General features: G+C 55.0%; 20 protein-coding genes and 1 pseudogene. 4 read left to right on the top strand and 17 right to left on the bottom strand.

Annotation, left to right across the window (positions count from 1 at the left end; all coding sequences use genetic code 11):
• Positions 1-222: 222 nt before the first annotated feature.
• The 3 genes from F1593_RS23945 (at position 223) to F1593_RS23935 (ending at position 2,089) form a co-directional block, all read left to right on the top strand.
• Positions 223-693: a hypothetical protein gene (locus F1593_RS23945; RefSeq protein WP_235932684.1), complete on the top strand. Its 471-nt coding sequence runs from the start codon at positions 223-225 to the stop codon at positions 691-693.
• A gap of 424 nt (positions 694-1,117) precedes the next feature.
• Positions 1,118-1,672: a hypothetical protein gene (locus F1593_RS23940; protein WP_149404084.1), complete on the top strand. Its 555-nt coding sequence runs from the start codon at positions 1,118-1,120 to the stop codon at positions 1,670-1,672.
• A 33-nt stretch (positions 1,673-1,705) separates the two neighbouring features.
• Positions 1,706-2,089 carry a hypothetical protein gene (locus F1593_RS23935; RefSeq protein ID WP_149404083.1) on the top strand — a complete coding sequence of 128 codons (384 nt, stop codon included), beginning with the start codon at positions 1,706-1,708 and terminating at the stop codon, positions 2,087-2,089.
• 143 nt (positions 2,090-2,232) lie between these two features.
• On the opposite strand, the gene F1593_RS23930 is transcribed toward F1593_RS23935, so the two are convergent.
• The 16 genes from F1593_RS23930 to F1593_RS23855 form a co-directional block, all read right to left on the bottom strand.
• Complete coding sequence (locus F1593_RS23930) at positions 2,233-3,723, bottom strand: WD40 repeat domain-containing protein (RefSeq protein WP_149404082.1); 1,491 nt, start codon at positions 3,721-3,723, stop codon at positions 2,233-2,235.
• Entirely contained in the window at positions 3,723-5,579 is a 1,857-nt protein-coding gene (locus F1593_RS23925; RefSeq protein ID WP_149404081.1) for a hypothetical protein, read from the bottom strand. The genes F1593_RS23930 and F1593_RS23925 overlap by 1 nt, the downstream gene beginning before the upstream one ends.
• Before the next feature lie 32 nt (positions 5,580-5,611).
• Positions 5,612-6,511 (bottom strand): AEC family transporter, encoded by a 900-nt coding sequence (locus tag F1593_RS23920; RefSeq protein WP_149404080.1) that lies wholly within the window; start codon positions 6,509-6,511, stop codon positions 5,612-5,614.
• 14 nt (positions 6,512-6,525) lie between these two features.
• Positions 6,526-7,518, bottom strand: coding sequence for a CHRD domain-containing protein (locus F1593_RS23915; protein ID WP_172632406.1), 993 nt, complete (start codon positions 7,516-7,518; stop codon positions 6,526-6,528).
• A gap of 127 nt (positions 7,519-7,645) precedes the next feature.
• Entirely contained in the window at positions 7,646-8,461 is an 816-nt protein-coding gene (locus F1593_RS23910; protein WP_149404078.1) for an SDR family NAD(P)-dependent oxidoreductase, read from the bottom strand.
• Positions 8,458-9,348, bottom strand: a complete 891-nt coding sequence (locus tag F1593_RS23905) for a cupin domain-containing protein (protein ID WP_149404077.1) — start codon at positions 9,346-9,348, stop codon at positions 8,458-8,460. Before F1593_RS23905 ends, F1593_RS23910 begins: the two co-directional genes overlap by 4 nt.
• Positions 9,349-9,374: 26 nt before the next feature.
• The gene (locus F1593_RS23900; protein ID WP_172632405.1) at positions 9,375-10,568 is read right to left on the bottom strand and encodes a 3-dehydroquinate synthase family protein; all 1,194 of its coding nucleotides are present in this window, start codon (positions 10,566-10,568) and stop codon (positions 9,375-9,377) included.
• 33 nt (positions 10,569-10,601) lie between these two features.
• Positions 10,602-11,711, bottom strand: coding sequence for an alcohol dehydrogenase catalytic domain-containing protein (locus tag F1593_RS23895; RefSeq protein ID WP_149404075.1), 1,110 nt, complete (start codon positions 11,709-11,711; stop codon positions 10,602-10,604).
• On the bottom strand, positions 11,708-12,847 hold the full coding sequence (locus tag F1593_RS23890) for an ABC transporter permease (RefSeq protein ID WP_149404074.1): 1,140 nt from the start codon (positions 12,845-12,847) through the stop codon (positions 11,708-11,710). Before F1593_RS23890 ends, F1593_RS23895 begins: the two co-directional genes overlap by 4 nt.
• A 56-nt stretch (positions 12,848-12,903) precedes the next feature.
• Entirely contained in the window at positions 12,904-14,076 is a 1,173-nt protein-coding gene (locus tag F1593_RS23885; RefSeq protein WP_149404073.1) for an ABC transporter permease, read from the bottom strand.
• Positions 14,077-14,085: 9 nt separating this feature from the next.
• On the bottom strand, positions 14,086-15,132 hold the full coding sequence (locus tag F1593_RS23880; protein WP_172632404.1) for an ABC transporter ATP-binding protein: 1,047 nt from the start codon (positions 15,130-15,132) through the stop codon (positions 14,086-14,088).
• Position 15,133: 1 nt separating this feature from the next.
• Positions 15,134-16,057, bottom strand: a complete 924-nt coding sequence (locus F1593_RS23875; protein ID WP_149404071.1) for an NAD(P)-dependent oxidoreductase — start codon at positions 16,055-16,057, stop codon at positions 15,134-15,136.
• A 241-nt stretch (positions 16,058-16,298) separates the two neighbouring features.
• Positions 16,299-16,799, bottom strand: coding sequence for a hypothetical protein (locus F1593_RS23870; RefSeq protein WP_149404070.1), 501 nt, complete (start codon positions 16,797-16,799; stop codon positions 16,299-16,301).
• Positions 16,796-18,541: a helix-turn-helix domain-containing protein gene (locus tag F1593_RS23865; protein ID WP_149404069.1), complete on the bottom strand. Its 1,746-nt coding sequence runs from the start codon at positions 18,539-18,541 to the stop codon at positions 16,796-16,798. Before F1593_RS23865 ends, F1593_RS23870 begins: the two co-directional genes overlap by 4 nt.
• 204 nt (positions 18,542-18,745) lie before the next feature.
• Positions 18,746-19,885, bottom strand: a complete 1,140-nt coding sequence (locus F1593_RS23860) for a cytochrome P450 (RefSeq protein ID WP_149404068.1) — start codon at positions 19,883-19,885, stop codon at positions 18,746-18,748.
• A gap of 208 nt (positions 19,886-20,093) precedes the next feature.
• Positions 20,094-21,284: a hypothetical protein gene (locus F1593_RS23855; protein ID WP_149404067.1), complete on the bottom strand. Its 1,191-nt coding sequence runs from the start codon at positions 21,282-21,284 to the stop codon at positions 20,094-20,096.
• A 157-nt stretch (positions 21,285-21,441) separates the two neighbouring features.
• Here F1593_RS23855 and F1593_RS23850 point away from each other — a divergent pair, with 157 nt between their 5' ends.
• Entirely contained in the window at positions 21,442-22,491 is a 1,050-nt protein-coding gene (locus tag F1593_RS23850) for a hypothetical protein (RefSeq protein ID WP_149404066.1), read from the top strand.
• 128 nt (positions 22,492-22,619) lie between these two features.
• Here the strand turns inward: F1593_RS23850 and F1593_RS29125 are convergent.
• Positions 22,620-22,810, bottom strand: a pseudogene (locus F1593_RS29125) (ISKra4-like element ISKra2 family transposase); the annotation flags it as partial.

Genomic DNA, 22,810 nt, shown 5'->3' with positions numbered 1-22,810 from the left:
TTTGTGGCTGGTCAGCATGCTTAACAAGTGGGTAGCTTGAAACCTTAACAGGTTTTGCAGAGGACCACTCGTGTGGGTAGTTTCAAGTGTAACAAATGGGTAGCTTGCTGACTAGCATAAACACCAGGACTATAGTACCCATCGTTCTGGCTTCTTTTTGGAGTTCGATCTGGTATACTTTATGTGTGAGGGAGATCCAGTGAAAGGATGAGGGCAAGAGGGATGAAGATAACGCTGTGGACCGATGAGTTACAGACGATGCGGCAGGCATACGAGGATATCAAGAACGGCGAGGAGCCATGGGTTGCTCTTGGCAATTTCACGAACGATTTTTTTGACGAAGATGAGCGGGAAGCACGTAGAGCCTTATTTGTAGAGCCATTAGATATCGAGCTTGCAACGACAGAGACGCATCATCAGTGGGCCGTGTTTTGTGCAGCCAGCATTGAATACCTGTGTGGCAAATATGATCTTTCTATTCCACACTGGATTCATGATCCCGTGTATGCTCCCCTGGCTATTGCATGGTACATGGTTCCCACTCCTCAAGCTGCGCAGATATCGAGCGTCCGAGAACGACTGGAGATGGAGACGCCGGAAGCGTTCAAACGGCGAAACATCTTCTGTGGCAATCGTATCTATCTGAACAAGCGAGAGGAAGCTGAAAAGCTTCGTCGCCTCATGTCCGCTTAACAGCACATTTTGTTGCGTGATCGGTATCAGTCCGATCACGTTTTTTTTTGGCTTTTTTGGGAATGGTGGTTCGTTTTCACTGCTCTTTCGACCCATTTCCGACTGGTTTCGGCGTGTGTCTCCTGTGCATCTCTTGTGCCTGTTGTTGTGTCCTCTCACGTGTTTTTTGAGCACCTTGCTTTCTGATGAAAGGAAAGGTGCTGTGGGGGCATGAGGCCCGGCCTACAGACGGGGTGTCTCAGGCACCCCTTGAACTGTGAAGCGATGATCCTGAAACAGAAATGGACTGAAGGGGAGCCGATCAGAACCCCCGCGCTTTTAATTATCTGAAGCCGGGGAGATCTCAGCATAACGGCATATATTTTGCAGGATGGCATGGTATTCTATTGATAGAAAAACAAGCGAGTACAAAGGAGAAGAAATAATGCATGAGTTCAACGTAGGAACACTCTATAGTAAGACTCGTACATCCTGGCCGGAAATAGCAGAATGGAATTGTACACGAAGTCTCAATGAATTGCGATTATTTTATTATAATCCGAAACCACAGGAAATACAGGCAATCAGTCGAGGCAAATGTGAATTTGGCCTCTCAGTGAAGGGAGATATCATCTTCTTATCATTCAGATTTTATGGTAATCAACCTGGGCAGGCTGGAATTCCCTGGTCTGATGCTCCTTACAGCTATCATATGCTGCCAGATGATCGGAAACAAATGCCAGATGAAAACTTGTCCTCTGAGAGCAGAAGTTTATTACAGGTTGTACTGGTCAATGCCAATACCGGCATCTTGCTGGCAATAAGAAACGTAACTTTATCACCTGAATTTACACAGGCACTCTTTCAAGCAATTCGTGATCAAGCGGCAAAACCATTTAATCAAGCAGCCTATGATCGCCAGTTGAAAAGAATCTATGATGCATATAACTCGAAGCAACTGTTCGCAGCTGCACATGTGAAATGTGAAGGTGGTCAATAAATTGCTTTTGCTTTGAGCAAAGGAGGTAACTATATGGGACTTGCCCAAATTGGTCAGTTTGTTGAAAACGAAGAAGATGGTCGAATTGGAAGGATTTCGCAGGTGCATTTTGCTGCATATTCCGTGCAAATTGGTGAAGGTGGATATGAACGTGAAACATGGGATGTGGATAAAACAACTCTGTCTACAGAGGAAGCATATAATGAGCAACTGGCTCGTGATGCCACCAGATTGCAGCAGGCAAGAGTAGCAGCAAGGCACCATCAGAATAATTCAGTACGTTGGCTCTGCCTGGAATGTGGAGCCACATACAATGGGAATAGTTGTCCAAAGTGTGATGGAACGGATCGCATTGAAAATACTGGAAGGAACGAAACAATGTCAGGAACGAAACAATGTCAGGAACCCCACGGATAAATGCCGGGGAGATCTCAGCTGGCCTATGATCGAAATTTAGGGCTGTATGACAGACGACGTTTTCCAAAGATAGAAGTGTGGTTTGAGCAACAGGAGTGATCTTTGTTTCTTGGTGCTTGAACCGGCAGCGCCGGTTGTTGGTCTCACGCGCTGGCCCAGAGCTGGACGAGGGTTCCGGCAGCGGTTGCCAGCCGGGGCATCTGCGACGTCTGCGGTGACCAGGCGAGGGCCAGTACCGGGGCCGTGTGGGCAAGGTGTTGCCGTGGCTGAAAGCCATTGGAGCTATTGGAGCCATTGGGGACATCCCAGAGGACCACCTGTGTATCGTCTCCCCCGGTGGCAAGGGTTGAGCCATCGGGGGAGAAGGCCAGGGTGCGTACGGCCCCGATGTGTGCGTGCAGATGCACGGGACGATCCAGGCAGCGCGGCTCATTTCCCGTGGTTTGCGTGTGTTGACAACGCAGGCTCTGTGTCCAGATGCGGACGATGCCGTCACTGCCCCCCACGGCGAGCGTTGCGCCATCGGGGGAGAAGGCTGCGGCCTGCATGGCGATGGGGGCATCCTGATACGCGCCGTGTATTTCTTGTACCGTATCGATGGCCCACACCCGAATCAATCCTCCCTGCGATGCGGAGGCCACAGTGCTCCCATCGGACGTGATGGAGAGGGCCTCAATGGGCGCGGTATGCTTGAGAAAGCTCCTTTGTGGATGATACTCCTGGGTCTGCCAGATAATTGCCTGGTGATCACGCGAGCCGGAGACCACGGGATGGCCTGGCCGGGAGGACCAGACAACGCTGGTCACGGGAGCATGATGCACCTGTGGGAATGCAAGCACATGTCCCGTCGCTGTCTGGATGAAGGCAACTGCCGTCCCCACGCCTGCGGCAACGCGGTTTCCCTCGGGTGACCAGGCCAGTGCCTGCACCGCATCGAGAAACGTCCCCTGCTGCTGCACCGTTCCATCAGGCGTCCAGAGCAGCACGGTCGCGTCATCGCCGCCACTACTCAGGGTGGTTCCCTGGGGAGACCACGCGAGTGTGCGCACGGTCGCCTGATGAGCCGTGAAGCGCAGCAGGGGAGCGAAAGGCCGGGCGTTCATCACTGCCGGATGTGTCGGTGCTGGTGGACGTTGAAGGAGTGACGTGTGTGGTCCCCACTGATACTGCGCCCAGGCGGTTGAGACCCCGGAGAGTAAACCGGTGAGTGAACACGCCAGCAGGATGTGTCCGGTAGCGTGCAGAACGTGTCGCCGACGCACCGGATCGTGGATGCTTGCGGTATGGCTGAAGGTGGGCGGGACCAGTGGGTGCGTCACGCTGGTCCCTGGATACAATGTCGTTTCTTCCAGACGGACGTTTCTCCCTGGGGGAAGGTGCAGATCCATCAGGCGCTGATCCTCCGGCAAGACCCTTCCCTCTTCTCCGAGAGAAAGCTGATACGTCAGAGGTGCGCCCTGTTGATTCTGTGTCGGCAGCTGCCAGCGGGCGACCAGCGAGGCAATGACGTGGCGTACGAGGAGATCCTCCTGGACCTGCAACGGGATAGTGGGTGTCTTTTTCCCATCCGGTCGGACCTGTTCGACCAGCAAGAGCTGACGTTTTTCGTTCGGTTGACGCGCTTCTGAATGCATCAGTGGGAAACCGTCGTAATAGGGATGGCTGCGACCCCCTGGACTGCCTGCCCCATCGACACCAGACCGCCAACGGTATTTCCCTGGACCGGATCGACCTGTCCGGTGTAGGCGGTGGTGGCCTGCGTGACCATATCGTTGAGCAGGGTGAGGGCAGCCGGGCTTCTCAGGTGGGTGTCCGTCATCTGTGTCAGCAGAACTGCATCGTGATGCACCGTTTTGAGCAAGGTCGTATCTGTGGTCAGCGCCGTGATCAGCGTTTGGGCGAGCCGTTGTTGCGCCGCCGTGGCTCCGGGAGCATGCGCGAGCCCTTGCAGGTGCAACGCGACATGTGACAGAAAGGCGGGAAGGACGGACGGTGGTTGGGTTTGCAGCAGACCAATGCGTCCCGCTGTTGGATCAACCAGGATGGGGGCATCGGCTGGTACATCCCCCGTGCTTTTCACCGAGGCGACCCCATCCAGATACTCCAGGATGCGGAGCACCTGCCGATGAATGAGCGTGGTTTGTTGTCCGCCGGCCCACCCATCCCGGGCCGCTCCGGCCCACTCCAGAATCTTCTCACTATTGCGATTGAGCCAGATCAGGAGTCCACCGGAAAGACCATTGTGTTCCAGGGTAGGATCACTGGCGAGCAGGTGACGCAGATGGTCGAGCAGGCTGAGGTGATCGGTCGGACTGGGGGTCGTGGAGATGGTGCCCTGATACTGCCAGTGCTGCTGATCCAGGGTTGGGAGCAGGGGGGGCTGGGTTTCGTTCGTGACCAGGAATCGGCTATAGGTGGCAAGGATATCCTGATGGGTGGGAGCGGTATACGTCAGGTGTCCGTTGGCCTTCAGTGTTCCCAGCAGGAGGGGGGCATGTTGTTCATCGCCGTCGTGATCGGGCAGGAGCCAGGCCAGCGCCTGTTGCCCGGCAGGTGGGGGTGTCAATGGTGTGATCGTCACGTTCACGGTGTCGTTGCTGCCTGCGGACGAGCGAGGGTCCAGTTGTCCACTACTGCCAAAGGTCAGTTCACCGACGACCGCGTGTCCCCCGTCGGGCTGGCTGTGCGCTGTCTGGTGCGCGGGGGAAGGAGGAGGATCAGCAGGCATGGTAGGCATATCTGGCAGGTCAGGCGTCGTGGTCAGGGCCATGGTTGGCATGATGGCGGTGGAGAAGAAGATCCCGCCACCGATCACCACGAGGATGAGCAGGGTGAGCCCGCCGATCATGCGTCGTGGGGGCGGCGTCGTGGTCCAGGGAATGCGCCCCGTTTGGCTAATGCGTGCACCTGATTGGGATGATGATCGTGGTGGGGGTGGAGGCAAGACCGGTGTGCCAGCCGCAGCAGCGCGTTGCTCGGAGATGGGTGATGGTGGTGAAGATGCTGAAGAAATAGCTGCCCGCTCCGCTGGCAGCATGGAGGCGCTCTGCTGCTCGTACGCGTCCGGACTCCTGTTCGCAAAGGCGAGGACGGTGCGTGCCTTGCCGGGAAGGAAGCCGGGAATGAGGCACGAGAGCGCAAGCAGCACGCCGAGCACAATGAGGAGGCTTCCTCCCTCGCCTTTGACCGAGAGGAAACGCGGAGGGAGGGCGAGAAAAAGAGTCGTTATGGGCTGAAAGATTGCCTGAAAGACTGCCTGAAAGACTGTCTGACCACCGACCAGGGAGAGCAGCGAAACCGTGGTCGTGACCCCTACCAGGATCAGCACCAGGCTGAGTTGCCAGGAGAAGAAACTGATTTCCCCCTGCTTTGTCGCCGTCGAGGGCGGAATCAGCGCGGAAGGGGAGCGGTGAAGCGATCGTGGCGTGAGTCGCCGCAATTTTCGTGTTCTTGCATGCTCGCTGCGTGCTCGTTCGTGTCTTTGATGCATCGTCACAATCCTTTTCTTTCTTTGAACGCGATCTAACGGAGCGTGAATGACGCGAGCGCTGAACTCACGACAATCGCCACCGGTAGCGCGAGAGAACACAGGCTGGCAAGGAAGCGCACATCGAGATCGTGCTCTTTGGCGAAGACCATGGTCAATAAACTGGGGGGAAGCGAGGCTGCCACCACTACCGCGAGGCGTTCCAGGCCCGTAAAGTGAAAGAGGAAGCAAAAGAGCACGCCCAGGGTGATGCCAATCCCGGTTTTAAGGAAGATCATCAGCACCGGGAGACGGAACGTCATGTGCGCGAACTCAAATTCCAGCGCAATCAAGATCATAATGAGAAAGAGCAGCCCCTGCGAAATCGTCTGCAACGTGTCATCGAGCATGCCGATCTGAATATGGAGCAGGTTCAGCAGCAAACCGAGCACGAAGGCCCAGAGTAAGGGCGTGGTGAGGAATTGCCGTGCCACCATTGAAAGATCCACCTGTCTCTCCGAGCGACCCACCGTTGCCAGCGTTGGCACGACCAGAAAAAAGAACAGGGCATTGCCCAGATCGTACAGGGCGATAAAGGTCAGGCCGGTGATACCCCCGACGGCGAGCATGACCGCATACCCGATGGTGCCAAGCTCCAGCGTGGGAAAGGCGATCAGGAACGCGCCTTTCGTTTGCGTGCGCAGCCCAAGCAGTGGAACCAGGAGAAATGCCACCCCCAGCAGGACGACATCGAGGCAGAGTCCTGCCAGGGGCAAGAGCAGCAACGCGGGCTCAATTTTTGCGGACAGCAGTGAGCCGACCACCGTGGCGGGAATAATCACGTTCATTAAAAGTTGGCCGACGCTGCGACCATCTTCTTTTTTGAGCACGCCCAGGTGTTTCAAGACGATCCCCAGGACAAAAAGAAGCAAAAGCGGGACTGTTTTTTCAAACATTGCGTGTCTCTCCTTTACGCATGCGGCAAGGGAATGTCGCCACACACAATGGGGTTGAACAGTTGTTGGGGAATGGGGAGCATGGTCGTCGGCATGGGTCCTTCATGGACATTGAGATACAACGCGCTGGCTGGCAGCGACATCGAGGTGAGGGGAAGCACGGTCGTTGAGATGCCATTGCCGTGCCCATCCACGATCACCGGCGCAAGCGGGGCAACAACTGGTCCTTGCGCAGCACAGGAACCCTGATGAATGTGGGCCATATGCCTGCTCCCCGGAATGAGCCCACTGACATGCACAATCACCTTGACCTGTTGGCCCTCTACAGAGAGGACCACGGTTCCTGCGGCATGTTCATCCGCTGAAGAGGTCCCCATGAGCGAGATCATAGCCGATTGCACCCCTCCCGCTCCTGTCTGGACAGAGGCAATATCTCCGCAGGCAAGCCAGCGATTTTGCACCTCCGTGGACAGGGTGGGGCCATTGTGGACATTCACAAACCAGCGGATGGGCCCACTTCCTGGAATGTCCTGTGCAACGTTTGCAATGGTCGTGGTCGCCGTGGCCGTGCCTTTTCCATCGGCTCGCAGGGTCTTGAGCGGAAAGAGCATGCTCTGTGGTGCGGGTGCGGCACAGGTTCCCAGGTGAATATGCGTGGGATGGATGCTGTTGGGGGCCAGTCCGGTGAGCGATACCGTGACCACGAGTTGTCGATTCGCCGGATTCCAGCGCAGCATAGTTGTTCCGGTCGGCGTATGGAGCAAATTGAGCTGGATGGTTCCCTGCATCATGGCTCCTCCCGATGCAGGGGACATCGCTCCTGCTGACCGTTGCGATGAGAGCGGGGAGGGCAGGGGCTGTACCTTTTCCGCCCCGGTCGCATTTGGGGCGGATGCCGGAGTCTGCGAGGCGGCGCAGGACGCCAGAAACAGGAAAAGTGCCCCGAGCGGGAGGAGCGAGAAAAAAAGGTGTATTGCTGTACGAATGTGACGAACATGCAGTTTCATGGTGCGTATCCTTTCTTTTGTGTGGGCGTGTAGGGCCTGTGAAGCCTGGTGTTTTGCGTGTTTTGCGCGTGAATCACGGAGAAAGCGGGGACAACCGTCTGGTTCTGGCGTGTTTGGTGGAGCACTATCAGCATTGTCCATGATGGCTGCCCCCATTGAGATCAACCACGGTACGCGTCATGGCTCGGGCGTGATCGCTTGCCAGATAGACCATGAGCGCTGCCACCTCCTTCGGTTCGATCAGGCGTGGAATTGCCATGCCACGCCGTTGGAATTCGTGCACGAGCGCTTCTTCGGGAGGAAGATCGTGCTGCGTCGCGTAAAAATCGATGAGACCCCCTTTCTGCGTCCAGATCGCGGTACGGGTGGGTCCTGGAGCGACCGCGACCAGTCGAATGTTCGCTTGCCCCAGGAAAGGAGCCAGGCCGTAGGTGAGATGCACCAGCGCGGCTTTGGCGATCGAGTAGGGGAGCATCTCCAGAACCGGTTCGCGTGCGAGGTCGGAGGTGGTATTCAGGATCACCCCCCCACCCTGTTCCTTCATTCGCGGCCACACACTGACAATGGCATGCAGGGTGCTCAAGAAGTTGGCGTCGTACAACTGCTGCCAGACGGGAAGGGCCTGGGTCGTGAGAAGATACTCGGGAGCAAAGGCCGGGCAGATGCCGGCACAATTGACCAGGATATCGACGCGACCGGCAAAAGGCTGAAGCACCTCCGCAATCATCGTCTGTGCCTCCTCGGGTTGCGTCAGGTCGACGGTACATCGGCGGACCTTGACGATGGTGTGCAGGTCAAAGGCCAGCGCATCCAACCCGCTGGCATTTGTATCGAGGAGGGCAACAGCGGCTCCTTCGGCGGCAAATGCACGAGCCACCGCAGACCCAATCGTTCCCGCCGCGCCGGTGATCAGTACGACTTTTTCTTCCAAGTGAAGCTTCATCGTGCGCTCCCTTCTCGCCAGGAGCTGGGAGAGGGATGCTGATCGCGGCGTACCGTGAGGCAGGCAAGAAGTAACGGATAGGCTGCGCCGCTGGCTTTATTCCCAAAGCCGCAGGGCACGCCTCGGGGAACCACCACACTGTGATGCACGGCCTCATCGGTGGTCTCGACGCGAATCTCTTCCTCCTTACTCAGCGCAATCCGAATGGATGCATAGCCACTCATGACAAACAACAGGCGATCATTCGTATCGCAATACGGGTCAACGGAGCACCCGGCAGGCAATTCCAGGAGCACCAGCGAGCGCCATGCCCCGCCAAAGCTCTGCTGGAGATCGACCTCAACCACGGGAGGAAACAGGGGCGTTGTTCCTCGTTTTATGGCATGCGAGGAGAACGCCCCTGATCGATGCTGCTGCATCGAGGCATGCAGATCATGAAAAAGGGTGCGCGTAGAGGCCAGGCGTGCGAAATTCTGATCAGTATCTGTCTGCACTTCCACGACCAGGAATGACAACTGATCAGTGCTGGAGGCATTCAGGAGACGATGCCGCGTTCCTTTGGGAGCCATCACGAGGGTGCCAGGACCCACCTGTTCTTCGATGCCGTTCGTGGTTAAGCGTCCCGTGCCGGAACAGATAAGATAAATTTCGTCCGTGGCCTGGAGGTGTTCGCCGACGCCATTGTGTCCGGCGGGAACACACACATATTCGATGCTGTGCCAGGGGGGACCAAGGTGGACTGGAATCGCCAGCGCTTTATTGGCGACGCGGCCCGGTCCTCCCAATTGGCTATAGGTTTGGATGGGGTGTTGCGTATCGGCGACACTGAGCCCTGTCAGGGAGGGAAATGAGGCATGGGCAGGTGCGAGGATGGTCTGTGTGGTCATCTTTTTTCCTTGCTTTCTTTCTTTTCTTAGGCGAACACATCGAGTCGCGTGGCTTCGATAGCGGCTCGCACGACCGTGAGTGGGACGCGGGTGAGCACCGTCTTTTCTGTGCGATGGGGCTCATGCAGATGGCGTAAAAGCACCATCGCGATCTCATCATCCGGCAGCGCTTTCAGTCGGCCTCGTTTGTTATCATGCCGGAGCAGGGCCAGGATCGCATCGGTTGAGAGGGTGGCCGGGATACGGGTTGGAACCCCGATGAGGTGCAGGAACCCATGATGTGTTTTTTCCTCCCTCTCAGACAGCAATCCGAGCATGCGTGCGACACGGGCTGCGACCAGCATTCCCAGGCCGATGGCCAGACCATGGGGAAGGGGATCGGGTCCCTGTGAGGAGAGGAGTTCCAGCGCATGCCCCACGGTATGGCCGTATTCAAAGAGGAGTCCTTCCCCCTGTTCGTGAGGATCACCGGCCAGTATCTGGCATTTGGCCTCCACGCAGAGGTGGATGATCCGAAGCAACTGGTCCTCCTGGTAGCGCATATCCGGGTGCAATTCGGCGATGATTGTTTCGTAGAGCGTTGAGCCGTGGGGAGGAGCGATGGTCAAAATAAATTTCATCATTTCACAGAGCGCAGACTGAATCTCGATACGCGGTAAGGTGCGCAGAGAGGTCAGGTCGGCCCACACAAAAAGCGGGGCGGTATAGGTCCCCAGATGATTTTTGCCCGCGCTGGTATTGACGCCTTGCTTGACGCTTGGCATCACATCGGCCATTGAGAGCAGGGTGGTCGGCATCTGGATCAGGCGCAGGCCGCGAAATTGGATGGCCGCCAGAAAGCCCGCTATATTGGCAACGAGCCCGCCTCCAAAGCCAATGATGCAGGAATTGACGGTGATGCCCACCTCGTGCTCGGCACGCAGAGAGAGCTGTTCAATCGTGGCAATCGATTTGGTGGCCTCGTTGACAGGAAGAAGGAACAGGGTGCAGGTGCTTCCGGGGAGTGCCGCTATCCGGCGACAGGCCTCCTCGGCCTTTTCACGCACTCCTGTATCGGCAATCATTACAAAATGATCGACCTGCAGGGCCGCTAACCGTGGTAAGAGGTCCGACCATGCCCGACCTCCTGATCGCACACAATAGTCAAAGGTGTGGTCCCCAATCGCGATGGTCCAATCCCGGCTCAAGGATCGGCGTGGTGTGCGTATTTGTAGTTCCATTGAAAATCCTCTCTTCATTGTTTTTTCTTGTCGTCAGGGGCGGGTACTGATACCGGGGAGGGGATTCGCTTCCTCCTCCTTTTTTTCGTCCAGCACCACAATCACTTTTTCTTGTGCCCGGTGCTCCACCAGAGGCAGGAGTCCATCGGGCACCACCCGATCCAGTGTGATGATGCGGGTACGCAGACGCGTTGCCAGATCCGTCGTGGCGAATAAGTCAAGCGCGGCAGGGAGATCCGAGGGACAAATCTGTCCATTGCTGCTCAGGATGGTCTTTTCTTGCGTGACCATCGTCTCCAGGGAAAGCTCGACGGGTTGGGAAGGGATGCCCACCTGCAACAGGATGCCCCCTCGGCGTACCACGGTAAGGGCCTGCTGGATTTGTGCTGGCAGCCCCGTGGCTTCGATGGCGATATCCACGCCTTCCGGCAGCAGGGTCAGAACGGCATCCTTTGCCTCCTGTTCTCGTGCATTGATCAGATGGCTTGCCCCCAGCAGCTGTGCCGTGGCAAGCCGGCCCGGGTCGATATCGATCACGATGAGTGGGAAGGCCTCCGTTTTTTGTGCCTGGAGGACCGCTAACAGGAGGCTGCCGATGTTGCCCGCGCCAAAGAGCGCGATACTGTGTGTGCCTGATCGGCGTATCCGGTTCACGGCATGCAGGGCCACCGCCGTGGGTTGGGCCAGTGCAGCGGCCATGTTGCTACACCCGGCGGGGACGCGGACACACATTTTGGCAGGAAACAGCGCTTGCTCTGCTAATCCTCCATGGGCCTGAATGCCGTAGAGGAAGTACCGTTCACAAATATTGATGCGTCCCGCACGGCAGGGAGGACACTCCCCACACCACCAGCCACTGCCGGGAACGACGCGCTCGCCAATCTGGAGATGCTCGACGGCCGACCCTTTCTCAATCACGCGTCCCACCACTTCGTGCCCCAGGGTGACGGGCCCGCTCTGCCCGCTGACGGGATGCGTCTGGTACAGCGGGATCATGGTTGGGTGTCTATATTGACTGGCATCGGTGCCGCAGATGGAGGCCGCCAGAATCTGGAGCAGCACCTCATCTGGTTTGGGTTTCCCTAGTTTCGGCACTTCTTCAACACGGACATCCTGTGGTCCGTAATAGCGTACTGCTTTCATGGGGTTGTTCTCCCTTTTTTGAGAATGACCGTGACGACCTGTGGGTGCAGCGCTACGACACAGAGGAGGAAGAGAGCCAGGGTGGTCCCGATCAGGACGGCGCTATCCTCTCCCAGACGATCACAGGACTGATAAAAGATCGCCATTTGCAGCATGTGCGTGCCATAGGTGAGGGGATCGAAGGCCGCGATCTTCCGGAGGAAGATGGGCTCGAATTGCAGCACACCAAGCCCCCCCGATAAAAAGAACAACCACACCGAACCGGTCGTACTGAGCACGCTCACCGCTTGCACCCGCCGAAAGACGCACCCAAGGGCGATGCCTGCGGTGGCGGCAAGCAATGACTCCAGCGCGATCGCGAGCAGCGTGATGAGGAGAAAGACGCCTGCAGGCTCTATCCAGCCCAGCAGCATCCCGACCAGCAACAGGAGTAGCCCCATCGTTGCGGTCGTAATCCAGCCCGCAATGATTTTTCCGATCACCATCGTGCCCATACTCACTGGAGCGAGCAAGATTTCTTTGATACTGAGTACTTCAAACTCGCCTGCCGTGCTTGCACTACTGGCAATGAGTCCACAGACGGTGACCAACAGCGAAATCAGGGGAACCACCTCATACTGAAAGAGTTCCACATTTTGGGTGCGCAGGTTGTGCTGCTGAATGGTGAGAGGCAAAGGGGTGGCTGCCTCCTGTGCGTAATAAAGGGTAATGGCATCCGGGATGGAACGCCGGAGGTCATTTTCAAAGTCCAGGTTGAGATTGTTGGATTGCACCACGATAGGCGCTGACTGATGATCGTGCACCGCCTGCGAAAAGCCCACGGGAATGGTCACAATCGCCCCGACGGATAGCGTCTCATAGAGATGGTGAGCGTCGGGGGGACTGACTCGCGACACCCGAAAGACATCGGCATCGACCATCGCCTGTGCCATCTGGGATGCGATTGTTCCCCGATCTTGTACGACGAGGGCGATGGGTGAGCGGCCCACGGCGATGGAACCGAGAAGCGCAACCAGGATATAGGTTCCTGGCAGCACAAGCGAGGTGAGGATGGTTTTCCACTGCCGAAGGTAGATAGTCACATCTTTTCGGATCGTGGCACCAATCACATCACGGGCAGAATTCAGCGCAACCATGTGTTTCCCTTTCTCTCTGACGAGTAAACCAGCCCCACTCGACACTGGGCGTCTTGTTACTGTTCACTATGACCACGGCGGAGGACCAGGCAGGAACACACCACGAACAGCAGGAGAAAACCAACCAGAACAAGGGCATTGCCCTGCGGTGAGAGGATGTTCGTGCGCTGTCCGAGCACCGTGCTTTGAACAAGCGAAATGGCATAGTGCACAGGGAAGAGCCGCGCAAGAACAACCAGACCGATGGTCGAGTAGGTGATGGGGTTGAACACCCCCGAGAGCAAAAAGAGGGGAACACTGATCCCACGGGTCAATAAGGTCACCGTCTGCCGCAGTTTGAGCAGATTTCCAAGCAGGGTTCCTGCGGCGACCGAGACGGCTGAGAGGAGCAGGATCGTTGCGAGAAATCCACTCCAATCCAAAACAGAGACATGGATGACCAGGACAAGAAAAAGGATCACGATCAGTGCCGAGAGAAGGCTCACCGTGCCTGCTGCTAGCATTTTACCGACGACGATTGCCGAGCGTGGAGCGGGAGAGAGCAACACTTCTTTGATGGTCTTCTGTTCCCAGTCGCGTGCCATCGCATTTCCCGCCTGGAGCAATCCTCCCACCAGGAGCCCAATCACCACCACTGCCACCGACAAATAAGGAATGTAATCGGTTTGTTGTGGATGGGCATCATGGATCTGGGTGACAATGCTTATTTTTCCGGGAAACTGTTGCTGATAAAACGTGGTCACCGCCAGGCGTAAACCGCGTGTCACGTCATCTGTAAAGTCAGTGTTGAGATTGTTGACCAGCAAGCCAATCTCAACACGTTGTCCCCGACGCACCATCTGATCAAAATTGCCAGGGATCGTGACAAGAGCCACCGTATCGCCTCGCACGAGCATCGCCTGGGCGGTTCCCTCACTTTCGACCTGGAGACGAAACGAGTGCGACACCTGCATGGCATCGTAAAACCGTTGGGCGTAGGGTCCATGGTCCACCATGACGACCGTTGTTGGAGCCGCAGACCCGGCCAGCGCAAAGAGCACCAGCAAAATAGTGTAATTGATAGGCAAAATAAGCATCTGGAAGAGGGTCACCCTCTCAGAAAGCGCACTGATCATATCCTTGCGCAGACAGGCCACGACGACATCGAGCCACAGAAAAGCGGACACCTGTGTGGGGAGTCCTGCGGGCTGTTTCTGTTGCTGATCCTGCCAGAAGAATTCATGTGACACGTTTTTTCCTCACTTCAATGGTGCTTCATCACGCAAGACAGCACCGGTCACCTGGAGAAACACCTGCTCCAGATCAGCTTTTTGGGTCTGAATAGCGCGTACAGTACGGCCCTGTTCCCCGATCAGGCGCAGGATCGTTGCCAGGTCGTCCTGTCCATTGTCGGTGAGCAGGGACAGGCTCGCTCCCTGCATGTCCACTGTCCGAAGACCACCAACCTGACGAAGTGCGTGCACGAGTGCCTCGCTCTTCTCCGGGGAATCGAGCGTCACCGTGAGCTGTGTGGCTTGCGTTGGGCTCTGAGCGTGGATCAGGTTAGCAGGGGTATCGACCACCTGGACCCGACCATGATCCAGGATCGCGACCCGCGTACAGAGCAATTCCGCTTCATGCAAGTCATTGGTGGTCAGCAAGACCGTGACGCCCTGTTGCGGGAGCATGCGGATAAAGCGATACAGACTGTGGCGGTTCTGAACATCGACCCCCAGGGTTGGCTCATCCAGGTAGAGGACCCGTGGGTGGTGCAACAAGGCACGTGCCAGGGCAAGCCGACGCTTCATACCACCCGAGAAGGTTTTTACGCGGATATCTTTCTGCTCCCAGAGTTCGACCAGTTCCAGCATGGCCCGAATGCGTTGCGTACGCAAGTGTTTGGGCACGCCATAGAGGGCCGCGTGGTACAGAAGCGTCTGCCAGGGGGTCAGCTCATCAAAGAGGGCTGTTTCCTGGGGGACGCACCCGAGCAGACGCTTCACCTCCCTTGCCTGCTGCTGCACATCAAAGCCCAGCACACGAACTGTGCCACTGGTGGGCAGGCTCAAGGTACTGAGCATGTTCATCGTGGTTGTTTTCCCGGAGCCATTGGGTCCCAGCAACCCAAAGATCTCTCCTTGCTGGATCGTTAAAGAGAGCCTGTCCACAGCGGTGTGACCAGATTTGTTCCGCTTTCCCGAGGCGTGAAAGGTTTTACTGAGATTGATTATTTCAATCGCGGGAATGCGTGGCTTCCTCTGTTTCCTTTTCCCCAGAAAAGGCTTCAGCTGCATCGTTGTGCGCATACTACTGATTCCTTTGTGGGTGATCTTCCAGGATCTTCTCAGCATACTCCGCCAGTACGGCCCAGCTCTGCTTCCCATGGCCCGCCGCCTGTGCGGCCAGCAGGGCATCATAGGCCTGTTGGGCCACCGGAAGTTTCAGGCCTAGACGCTCTGCCTCGTGCACGATCAGGCTCGCGTCTTTGAGGCCCAGGGCCGTCGAGAAATTTTCATCGCTATAGTCTAACGCACCGATCATGCGTCCATAGCCAGCGTACACGGCGGACCCCTGAAAGAGGACCGACTCACGCATGGCGCGTAAAAAGAGTTCTCGTTCCAGGCCATGGCGTTCGACAAAGGTAGCGGCAGATCCCATCGCGACCAGGGCTGCCAGAATCAGATAATTGGCGGCCAGCTTCATGACGACCGCAGACTCTACCGCCGGGCCGAGATCGTAGAGCGTACTGCCAATCGTCTCCAGGATGGGACGCGCGTGGTCTTTGGCGGCAGCATTGCCGGACACGTAGACGGAGAGTTGTCTGGTAGCCGCCGCCTCCGGGCGTCCTGAGACGGTGGCCGCAACCAGGGCGACCCCCTGCGTGGCGTAATATTTTGTCAGCGACAGCACGACGTCAGGAGAGATCGTCGATAACGACAGATGCAAGCCTCCTGGCCCCAGTTGACGGACGATCCCTGGATCATTGAGCGCAATCTGGCACAGTTCTGTGTCACCTGGCACCATGGAGATGACCACTCCTCCCGGCTCCACGACCTCTGCCAGACATGCGGCAGGAATGGCTCCCAACGCCACGAGTGGGGCGATCCGTTCTTCGCGCACATCAAAAACGCGCACGGGAAAGCCTGCCTGGACAAGCGTGCGTGCAATCGGGTATCCCATCTGCCCAAGCCCGACAAATCCAATGGTCTGGTTCTTCAATGGCTCTTTCAATGGTTCTGTTCCTTTTCACAGTCACATAGGACGGCGTGATGAAAGAGCGTGGGCCCTTTCTCTTCAGTAAGAGAAAAAGACACGGCCTTCTCGGAGGAGGAGGTGGCCAGACTTCAAAGACAGATGCCAGTGAAGTCTGGAATTCAGCTCCCAACCCATCACTTCTCACCTGAGACAAGCATAACAGGGATGGTTCCGTCGTGTCCCGGCAGGGTTCGCCTATTGAGGAGACCCGGTTCGCCTATTGAGGAGACCCTTTCTCTTCGCGTGTTCGCACCTCTAAGAGATAGCCTTCATCAAAGACCGAGATGATATCGAACACATACGATGCGGAGGTAAATGCTTTGATTTTTTTGCGCGTGCGTGAAAGTGCATTGCGGATGGGTCCGACCTCTTGCCGCCATTGATCTGTTTCGCGTGCTCGCTTCAGGTGTTGTCGAGCGGCTGTCCTCGCTGCCTCATCCTGGCTGTTGGCATAAAACGAGGCATAGAGTTCTTCGAACGGACAATAGGCTGGCCAATACACAAGCAGCGCGATCAGAAGACGCAATTCTGTCTCCTGAAAGGAGACCTGTTCCAGCAGAGAGGGGAGACCTGCTTCATTTGCAATGAGGGAGACCGTCCGCAATTCTCGATGGATGGCAAATTGAATCATCCTGGGCTGTGGAGACCACTGCCAGATTTTCTTTTGGAAGATCGGAGGGATGGTGATGGCAGGCTGAACGACAACAGGTGAAATCACAGGACATTCCTTTCATGTTCATTGAGACGGATTGGACGGATGGGATTTTGACGAGACTGCCAACGGGAGCCCTCGGAAGAGGGTGGTGATGTGCACAAGGCTGGTCCATTCCTCCCGGCTCTAAAGACGTAGGGTTTTCTGGGCCGCCTCTTTGCGTCTCTTTTTTGATGGTGAACCACCGAGGTCTGGGTAAGGACACAAGAGCGCTTTTCCTTTCTATGGCGTGCTTGATAGCTGATGGGTCGACCCAGCGCGGGGTTTTCGAGGTGCTGGCTCTTCCAGACCTGTTGATCGATGTTCCTGCGCACCCGTGCGCCATTGGGAAAGCGGTGACCGAGATCTTCCAGATCGGCGTGGCTGTTTGTCCTGTCGTGTGTTTCCTGGTCCATGGTATGTACCTGCACCGGGAGGGGGTCTTTGTGGCGATCAGCATGCTCATAGTGTTGTAGGGACATCAGGAGGTGGTGTGCATAATCAGTAATAATGCGATGGAGGCGGTAGCGTTCGTCTCCGACCGTTTCGAGAAGGCCTGTATCCAGCAGTTCATCGAGGTCATCGATGGTGCAGCCGGCGACGGAGAGCGCTGCTTCTTCTGAAAAACTGTCGGGTTTGGCAGGAAAAAGTGAGAAGACGGCGAGGGTATGAAGGGCACTCTCACTCAGGCGTTGCGTGGTGACGTCCAGAATCGCCTGGAGAGAGAGGGGGGTCTCAGGAAGCAAGCTCGGATGTCCTTGTGTCGAGTTGTCAGGGTGTGAGAGCTGTAAGCGATGGTCGGCGGTCTGGAGTGCGTCAATGGCGGCCTGCAACCGCCGTGTTGGCCCGTGATAGAAGGCTGTCCGCAGAGCATGGCCCATCAAGGTGAGGGCCAAAGGAAGCCCACCAACGGCCTGGACGAGGTGCTGCATCTGTTCTGGTTCACGGGCCATCACAGCGGGGGCAAGGTGGGTGAGGAGTTGCATGCTGTGGTCATCCGATAATTCCTGGATTGTCAGGGCTCCCTGGATCGTGATACGGGATGCAATGTGTGGGAAGCGGGTGGTGAGCAGGTGCGCACAGTGCGGCCCCCCTACCTGGACCGCCAAGGCATCCTCCACCGTCCAGGCATCATCGATGACAACGAGCATGGCACGTTGTCCGATCATCATGGTGAGTGCTGTGTTCCACTCAGCGACGGTCTGCAATTCCGTCATCTGATGATCTGGCATATCCAGGAGGGTGGCCCAGCGGTGAAAGAGCGTGAGGAGGTCGGGGTGGGGGCCAAGCGTTGCCCAGAGAATACCATCGGAGTACCGGGCACGGATGTTGGCATCACGGGCTACGGTGGTTGCCAGGGCCGTTTTTCCCACTCCCGGAAGGCCATGAAGAGCGGTGATCTTGACGGTTTCTTCTGCTTGCAGGAGATCGTGAATCTGAGCAAGTTCCGCCTCTCGACCAATGAGCGGGGCCTGTTGTAGGGGGATCATGGGATCAATGACCATGGACGGCTGAGCATCAACAACGGGAGCGGGTGCGCTGTCCTTGATGGTTGCTGGTGTGGCTACAGCCCGTTCTGGTGTAAAGCCAAGCTCAGTTTCAGTGGCGTGCAAAAACGCACATAAGCGGTCGACATGGTAGCGTTCTGGGTGCATACGCCCTCGTTCCCAGCGACTAATGGTCCCTCTGGCAACTCCAATATGGTTGGCCACGTCTTCTTGGCGCCAGCCTTGTTGTTTGCGTGTCATAGTGAGTAAGTGATTGTTCATTTTTTGCCTCTTTTCGCCTCATCGGTTCATAGGCATTTTGAGTAAAAGCATCATGATTCGTGTGTTCCTTCCTGTCCTTCCCGATGAAAGGGGGCTGATGCCTCGTTACAGGTCCAATGGTTTCATCGTTTGAAGCGTGCGGCTACATGCTTGAAGCGATGGTTACCCTGAATGCAAAAAACGCAAAATGGATTGCTGTTTGATTTATTGTGCGAGAAAAAATATGGGTAGCTGTTTGAGACCAAAAACCACGCTACTCGATTTCAATTGCAGAGGCATCGAGCGGTCGAGTGAAAGACGACCGAAACGGTCGAGGACGATTTTTAAGGCGATTTTCGCTTCCAGTCTGGCGAGTGGTGCTCCCAGGCAGGCATGGATGCCTGCACCAAAAGCAAGATGACGGTTAGGCGTGCGATGAATATTAAACGTGTCTGCATCAGGAAATTGTGTTTCATCTCGATTCGCCGAGGCGAAAAAAGGACACACCATCTCCCCAGCTCGTATCGGTTGTTCACCGAGCACAACATCTTGGGTGGCATAGCGTGGCAATGTTTTTACCGGGGAATAATAGCGAAGCATTTCCTCAATCGCGGCTGGAATTCCTTCGGGGTGGGCTTGCAGTTCCTCGAAGACTTCCGGATATTCGAGGAAACAGTAGAAGGCATTTCCAATGAGGTCACTGGTCGTCTCGTGCCCTGCTGCAAGCAGTAAGATGCAAAACGCTGCCAATTCATTTTCTGAGAGGTGTTCTCCCTCTACTTCTGCGTGCAAGAGCGCCGTCAATACATCATCTTTGGGTTCTTGAAGACGGTTCTTCATCTGTTGAAGGAAATAGGTTTTCATCTCCTGTTGCGTAGATGCGATCAGGGATGGGTTTCCCTCGAAGAGGTTGCGCGACCAGTGTTTGAATTGTTCTCGATCTTCAAATGGCACGCCGAGTAACTCGGCGATAATGAGTACGGGGAGCGGAAAAGCAAGATCTGTAATCACATCCATCTTTCCCTGTGGGCTGACCTGATTTAGGAAATGATGCACGTTCTCCTCAATGCGCGACTCTAAACGTGCGATCGCCCGTGGGGTAAATACTTGTTGCACCAAACCACGTAACTGGTGATGACGTGGTGGATCAAGCGATAGGATGCTTGATCGTAACGGATTGGTCGGATTGCCTCTCTTCTCGTCTGGCTGTGATGAGAAGGTCGCGTGGTTTTGCAGGACTGTTTTCACATCTTCATAACGAAGGACAAACCAGGCACCTGGATTTCGATAGATCGGTTGCGTGTTTCTTTGTCTGCGATACCAGGTATACGCTTTTTCTCCTAGTGGAGGGAGCTGTGATTTCATGGGTTCCTTCCTTCTCCGAATAGCTTGATGACGGTGACAGGCCTATTCTGTTGGTGTCCTCTCTTAGCATACAAAGATATTGGTTCCTTGTCAATCTCTTTGTTGTGAAAATACTAACAATATCGAGAAAAAGAGTTGGTATTTGCTGAATCATGGTTCAGCAAATACCAACTCTTTTTCTCGATAGGCAGGCATCATGCTGGTGCCACTACCGGTCTTTCCTTTTTTTGGCTTGGAGAACGCTAATCGCGAATAATAGATCTAAAGATCGAATGTAAAAGTCATGTTCGCTCGAAAAAGAGAAATAGGATTTCAGCACATCTATTCTCCTGTTCAAGCCTTCGGGTGTGATGTCGAGGTGCCGTGCGACCTCGGCTTTATTTGAAGAAGTCAGCAAGAGCCGCAATGTTTCGATCAACGTATCGGCTCGTTCCGGTCGTTCCTGGTGGAGCAGTTGCTCAAAGGCGTCCCGATAAGGATAGGACTTGTTGCTGTTTGCGAACCCCGCAATAAAGTAATGTAACATGAGCGTAGCGTATTCGCTGATTTTTTGGCCTTGCTGTAGGCCGGCATCGAGCGCCTCCTGGGCTTGTTCGAGGGCTTGCTGATACCCGGTCTCGGTCGTACAGAGATCACTAATTCCTACAAAGACCGGAAGGCCATTTCCCTGCTCCAGGTACGCCTGCAACCGCTGGATTTCTGTTTTTTGATCTTCTTCGAGAAGATAGAGGAGTTTTTCTCCTGTACGTAAGAGGACTGCCCCAGGCGGGGGAACATAGTTATCGAGGATGGTAGGAGGATCTTGATAAGTCAGGAGCGTGACATAATGTTTGGCTGACAGTGAATAGCCATAGACCGGAGCCAGGGCAAAGGCTGAGGTATTGTTTGCAAGGAGCGCTTCCCACAGCAGGATCTTCGAGTCTGGGGCGCTCCGAAAGCTCATATTTTGATACACGAGAAAAAGCAGGTCGGCTAACGCAGTAAGGACCAGTTGCGCTACTGGTTGTGTCTCTGGAGAGAGGCAGAGAAGCATCCCTGCTGCAGGAGTTCCAAAGGGGATAACATACAGGTCAGAGCCAGGAAAGCTGGGAAGAGCGTGCTTTTGACACGCGTGAATCGTCGTCTGCTGGAGCAAGCCAATCGCCTCTTCTTGGAGAAGGGTGGGGCATGGCGGGTGGGTTGGGAGAATCAGGGAAGAGCCGATCGACAGAAAACAATGTGCCAGGTGAAGATGGAGATGACAGGCTTCCAGAGCCTCTTCCATGGTGGTTGCTAGATGTACCTGGTGGACCAGGCGAAGGAAACCTGTAGAGATAGTGCCCCCATCGTTTTCATGGTTGCTCTGGTCTTGAACCACGTTTTCCGGGCTGCCCTGCTGGGGTGTGTGTGGTGTGTGCATATGCTCTCATGCCTCTGTCTTTTTGTGATAAGTATACCTGAAAAAGCGAGAATGAGAAAGCTTCTTTTTCGCGAAAAAGGCTTTCACATGCAAAGAGATGCGAAATGCCTTGACAAACGAATCACGATTTCTGTATGCTTGATTTATGAAGTATTTTATGACCGTGCGCGAGCTCGTAAAAAATAGACAGAAAATCATCATCTTCTTTTTGGTTCTTCTGTATTTCTTTCTGTTGGTGATCGCCATCGGAAATGCCGTCCTTCCATTCACTGCATCCTCTGCAAAAGATGGGCAAGGGCTATCATTTGTATGGTTTTTTACGGTTTTAAATCTGCTCATGGCGCTTTTTTATCTTATCTGTGCGTGCCTCACTTTTTATCTGCGTGATACACAAATGAAACGCACCTTTATTGTGCTCTGCACCGTTTTTGCCATCACCTTTGGCCTTGCTCCTACGGCAACCTGGGGAGAATTGCACGCTCCGCTGCTGCTGCCACTGGTAAGAGGTCTCGAACGCATCGATAATGGATGTGCGTTAAGTACGACATATATTTTTGTCATTTTTCTTTTTCTTTTTCCAACCAATCTTTTTCAGTCTGTTCGCCAGCACTATCCCCGTTTGCTTCCCGTTTTATATATTTTTCTTGTCATTTCTCTTCCCGTTTTTCTGTACACAGAAATCTATGTTTTCTTTTTTAGTTCCCTGGAAAATGGAGCAGAAGGCCTTGTCCTCATCTTTCACCGTATGGTTTTGGTGTGTGTGACGTATGAGACCGTCTGTATTTTTTTATTATTGGGCCTATCGTATGCGTTGTCTGGCCAGTGGCAACGGCTGTATTTACGATGGCTGATGGTCGCCTTTGGGCTTGCTTTTTGTCCATTTGTGTTTTTTACTGTGATTCCGCAATTCATCTCTCCAAGTAACGTGAGCGACTATACCTATATTGGCCCGCTCTTTTCGACATTATCGTTCGGCTTCATGCCAATTATCATATTATTTACCTCGTTACGGTATCAACTCTTTGTGTTTGAAATTTCGTTGCAAAAAGCGATAACGTACGCTTTTTATGCAATTTTTCTTCTCTGCATCGGACTCTTTTCGTTTGTGTTCCAGGTGTTTGTGCAGCGCTATCCTCTCTTTGTAATTGTGCTTGGGATCGGTGTGGAATTGACCCGTTTTTGGAGGGGACTCAAACGGAAAGAATGAGTCAGTGGAAATGCATCAAATAAGAGAAAAGAACGATCATTTCTCTGTATATATACGTATTACGTATACGTATATATTAACATACAAACAAGATATTTGTCAAGAAAGATGATTCTCTGGGGTGCGCGTCATTTTTTTGCGGGATACTTTGGACGGCACGCCGGAGATCGCCTCCAAGGATGGGTGACAGAGGGACGATACGGCTCAGGCAATGGAGCGACAGGAGAAGGAGGTTGGGGAACAGGAGGAGTGGATGGAACCGGTTTTTTCGTCCCACGCAGCCAAAACCACCATGCTTGAATCATCTGCTTGGCGGCGG

The sequence above is a fragment of the Dictyobacter arantiisoli genome (assembly GCF_008326305.1).
GTDB classification, from domain to species: domain Bacteria; phylum Chloroflexota; class Ktedonobacteria; order Ktedonobacterales; family Ktedonobacteraceae; genus Dictyobacter; species Dictyobacter arantiisoli.
Note: the sequence above shows the minus strand (reverse complement) of the source record. Positions and strands in the feature narration are given on the sequence as shown.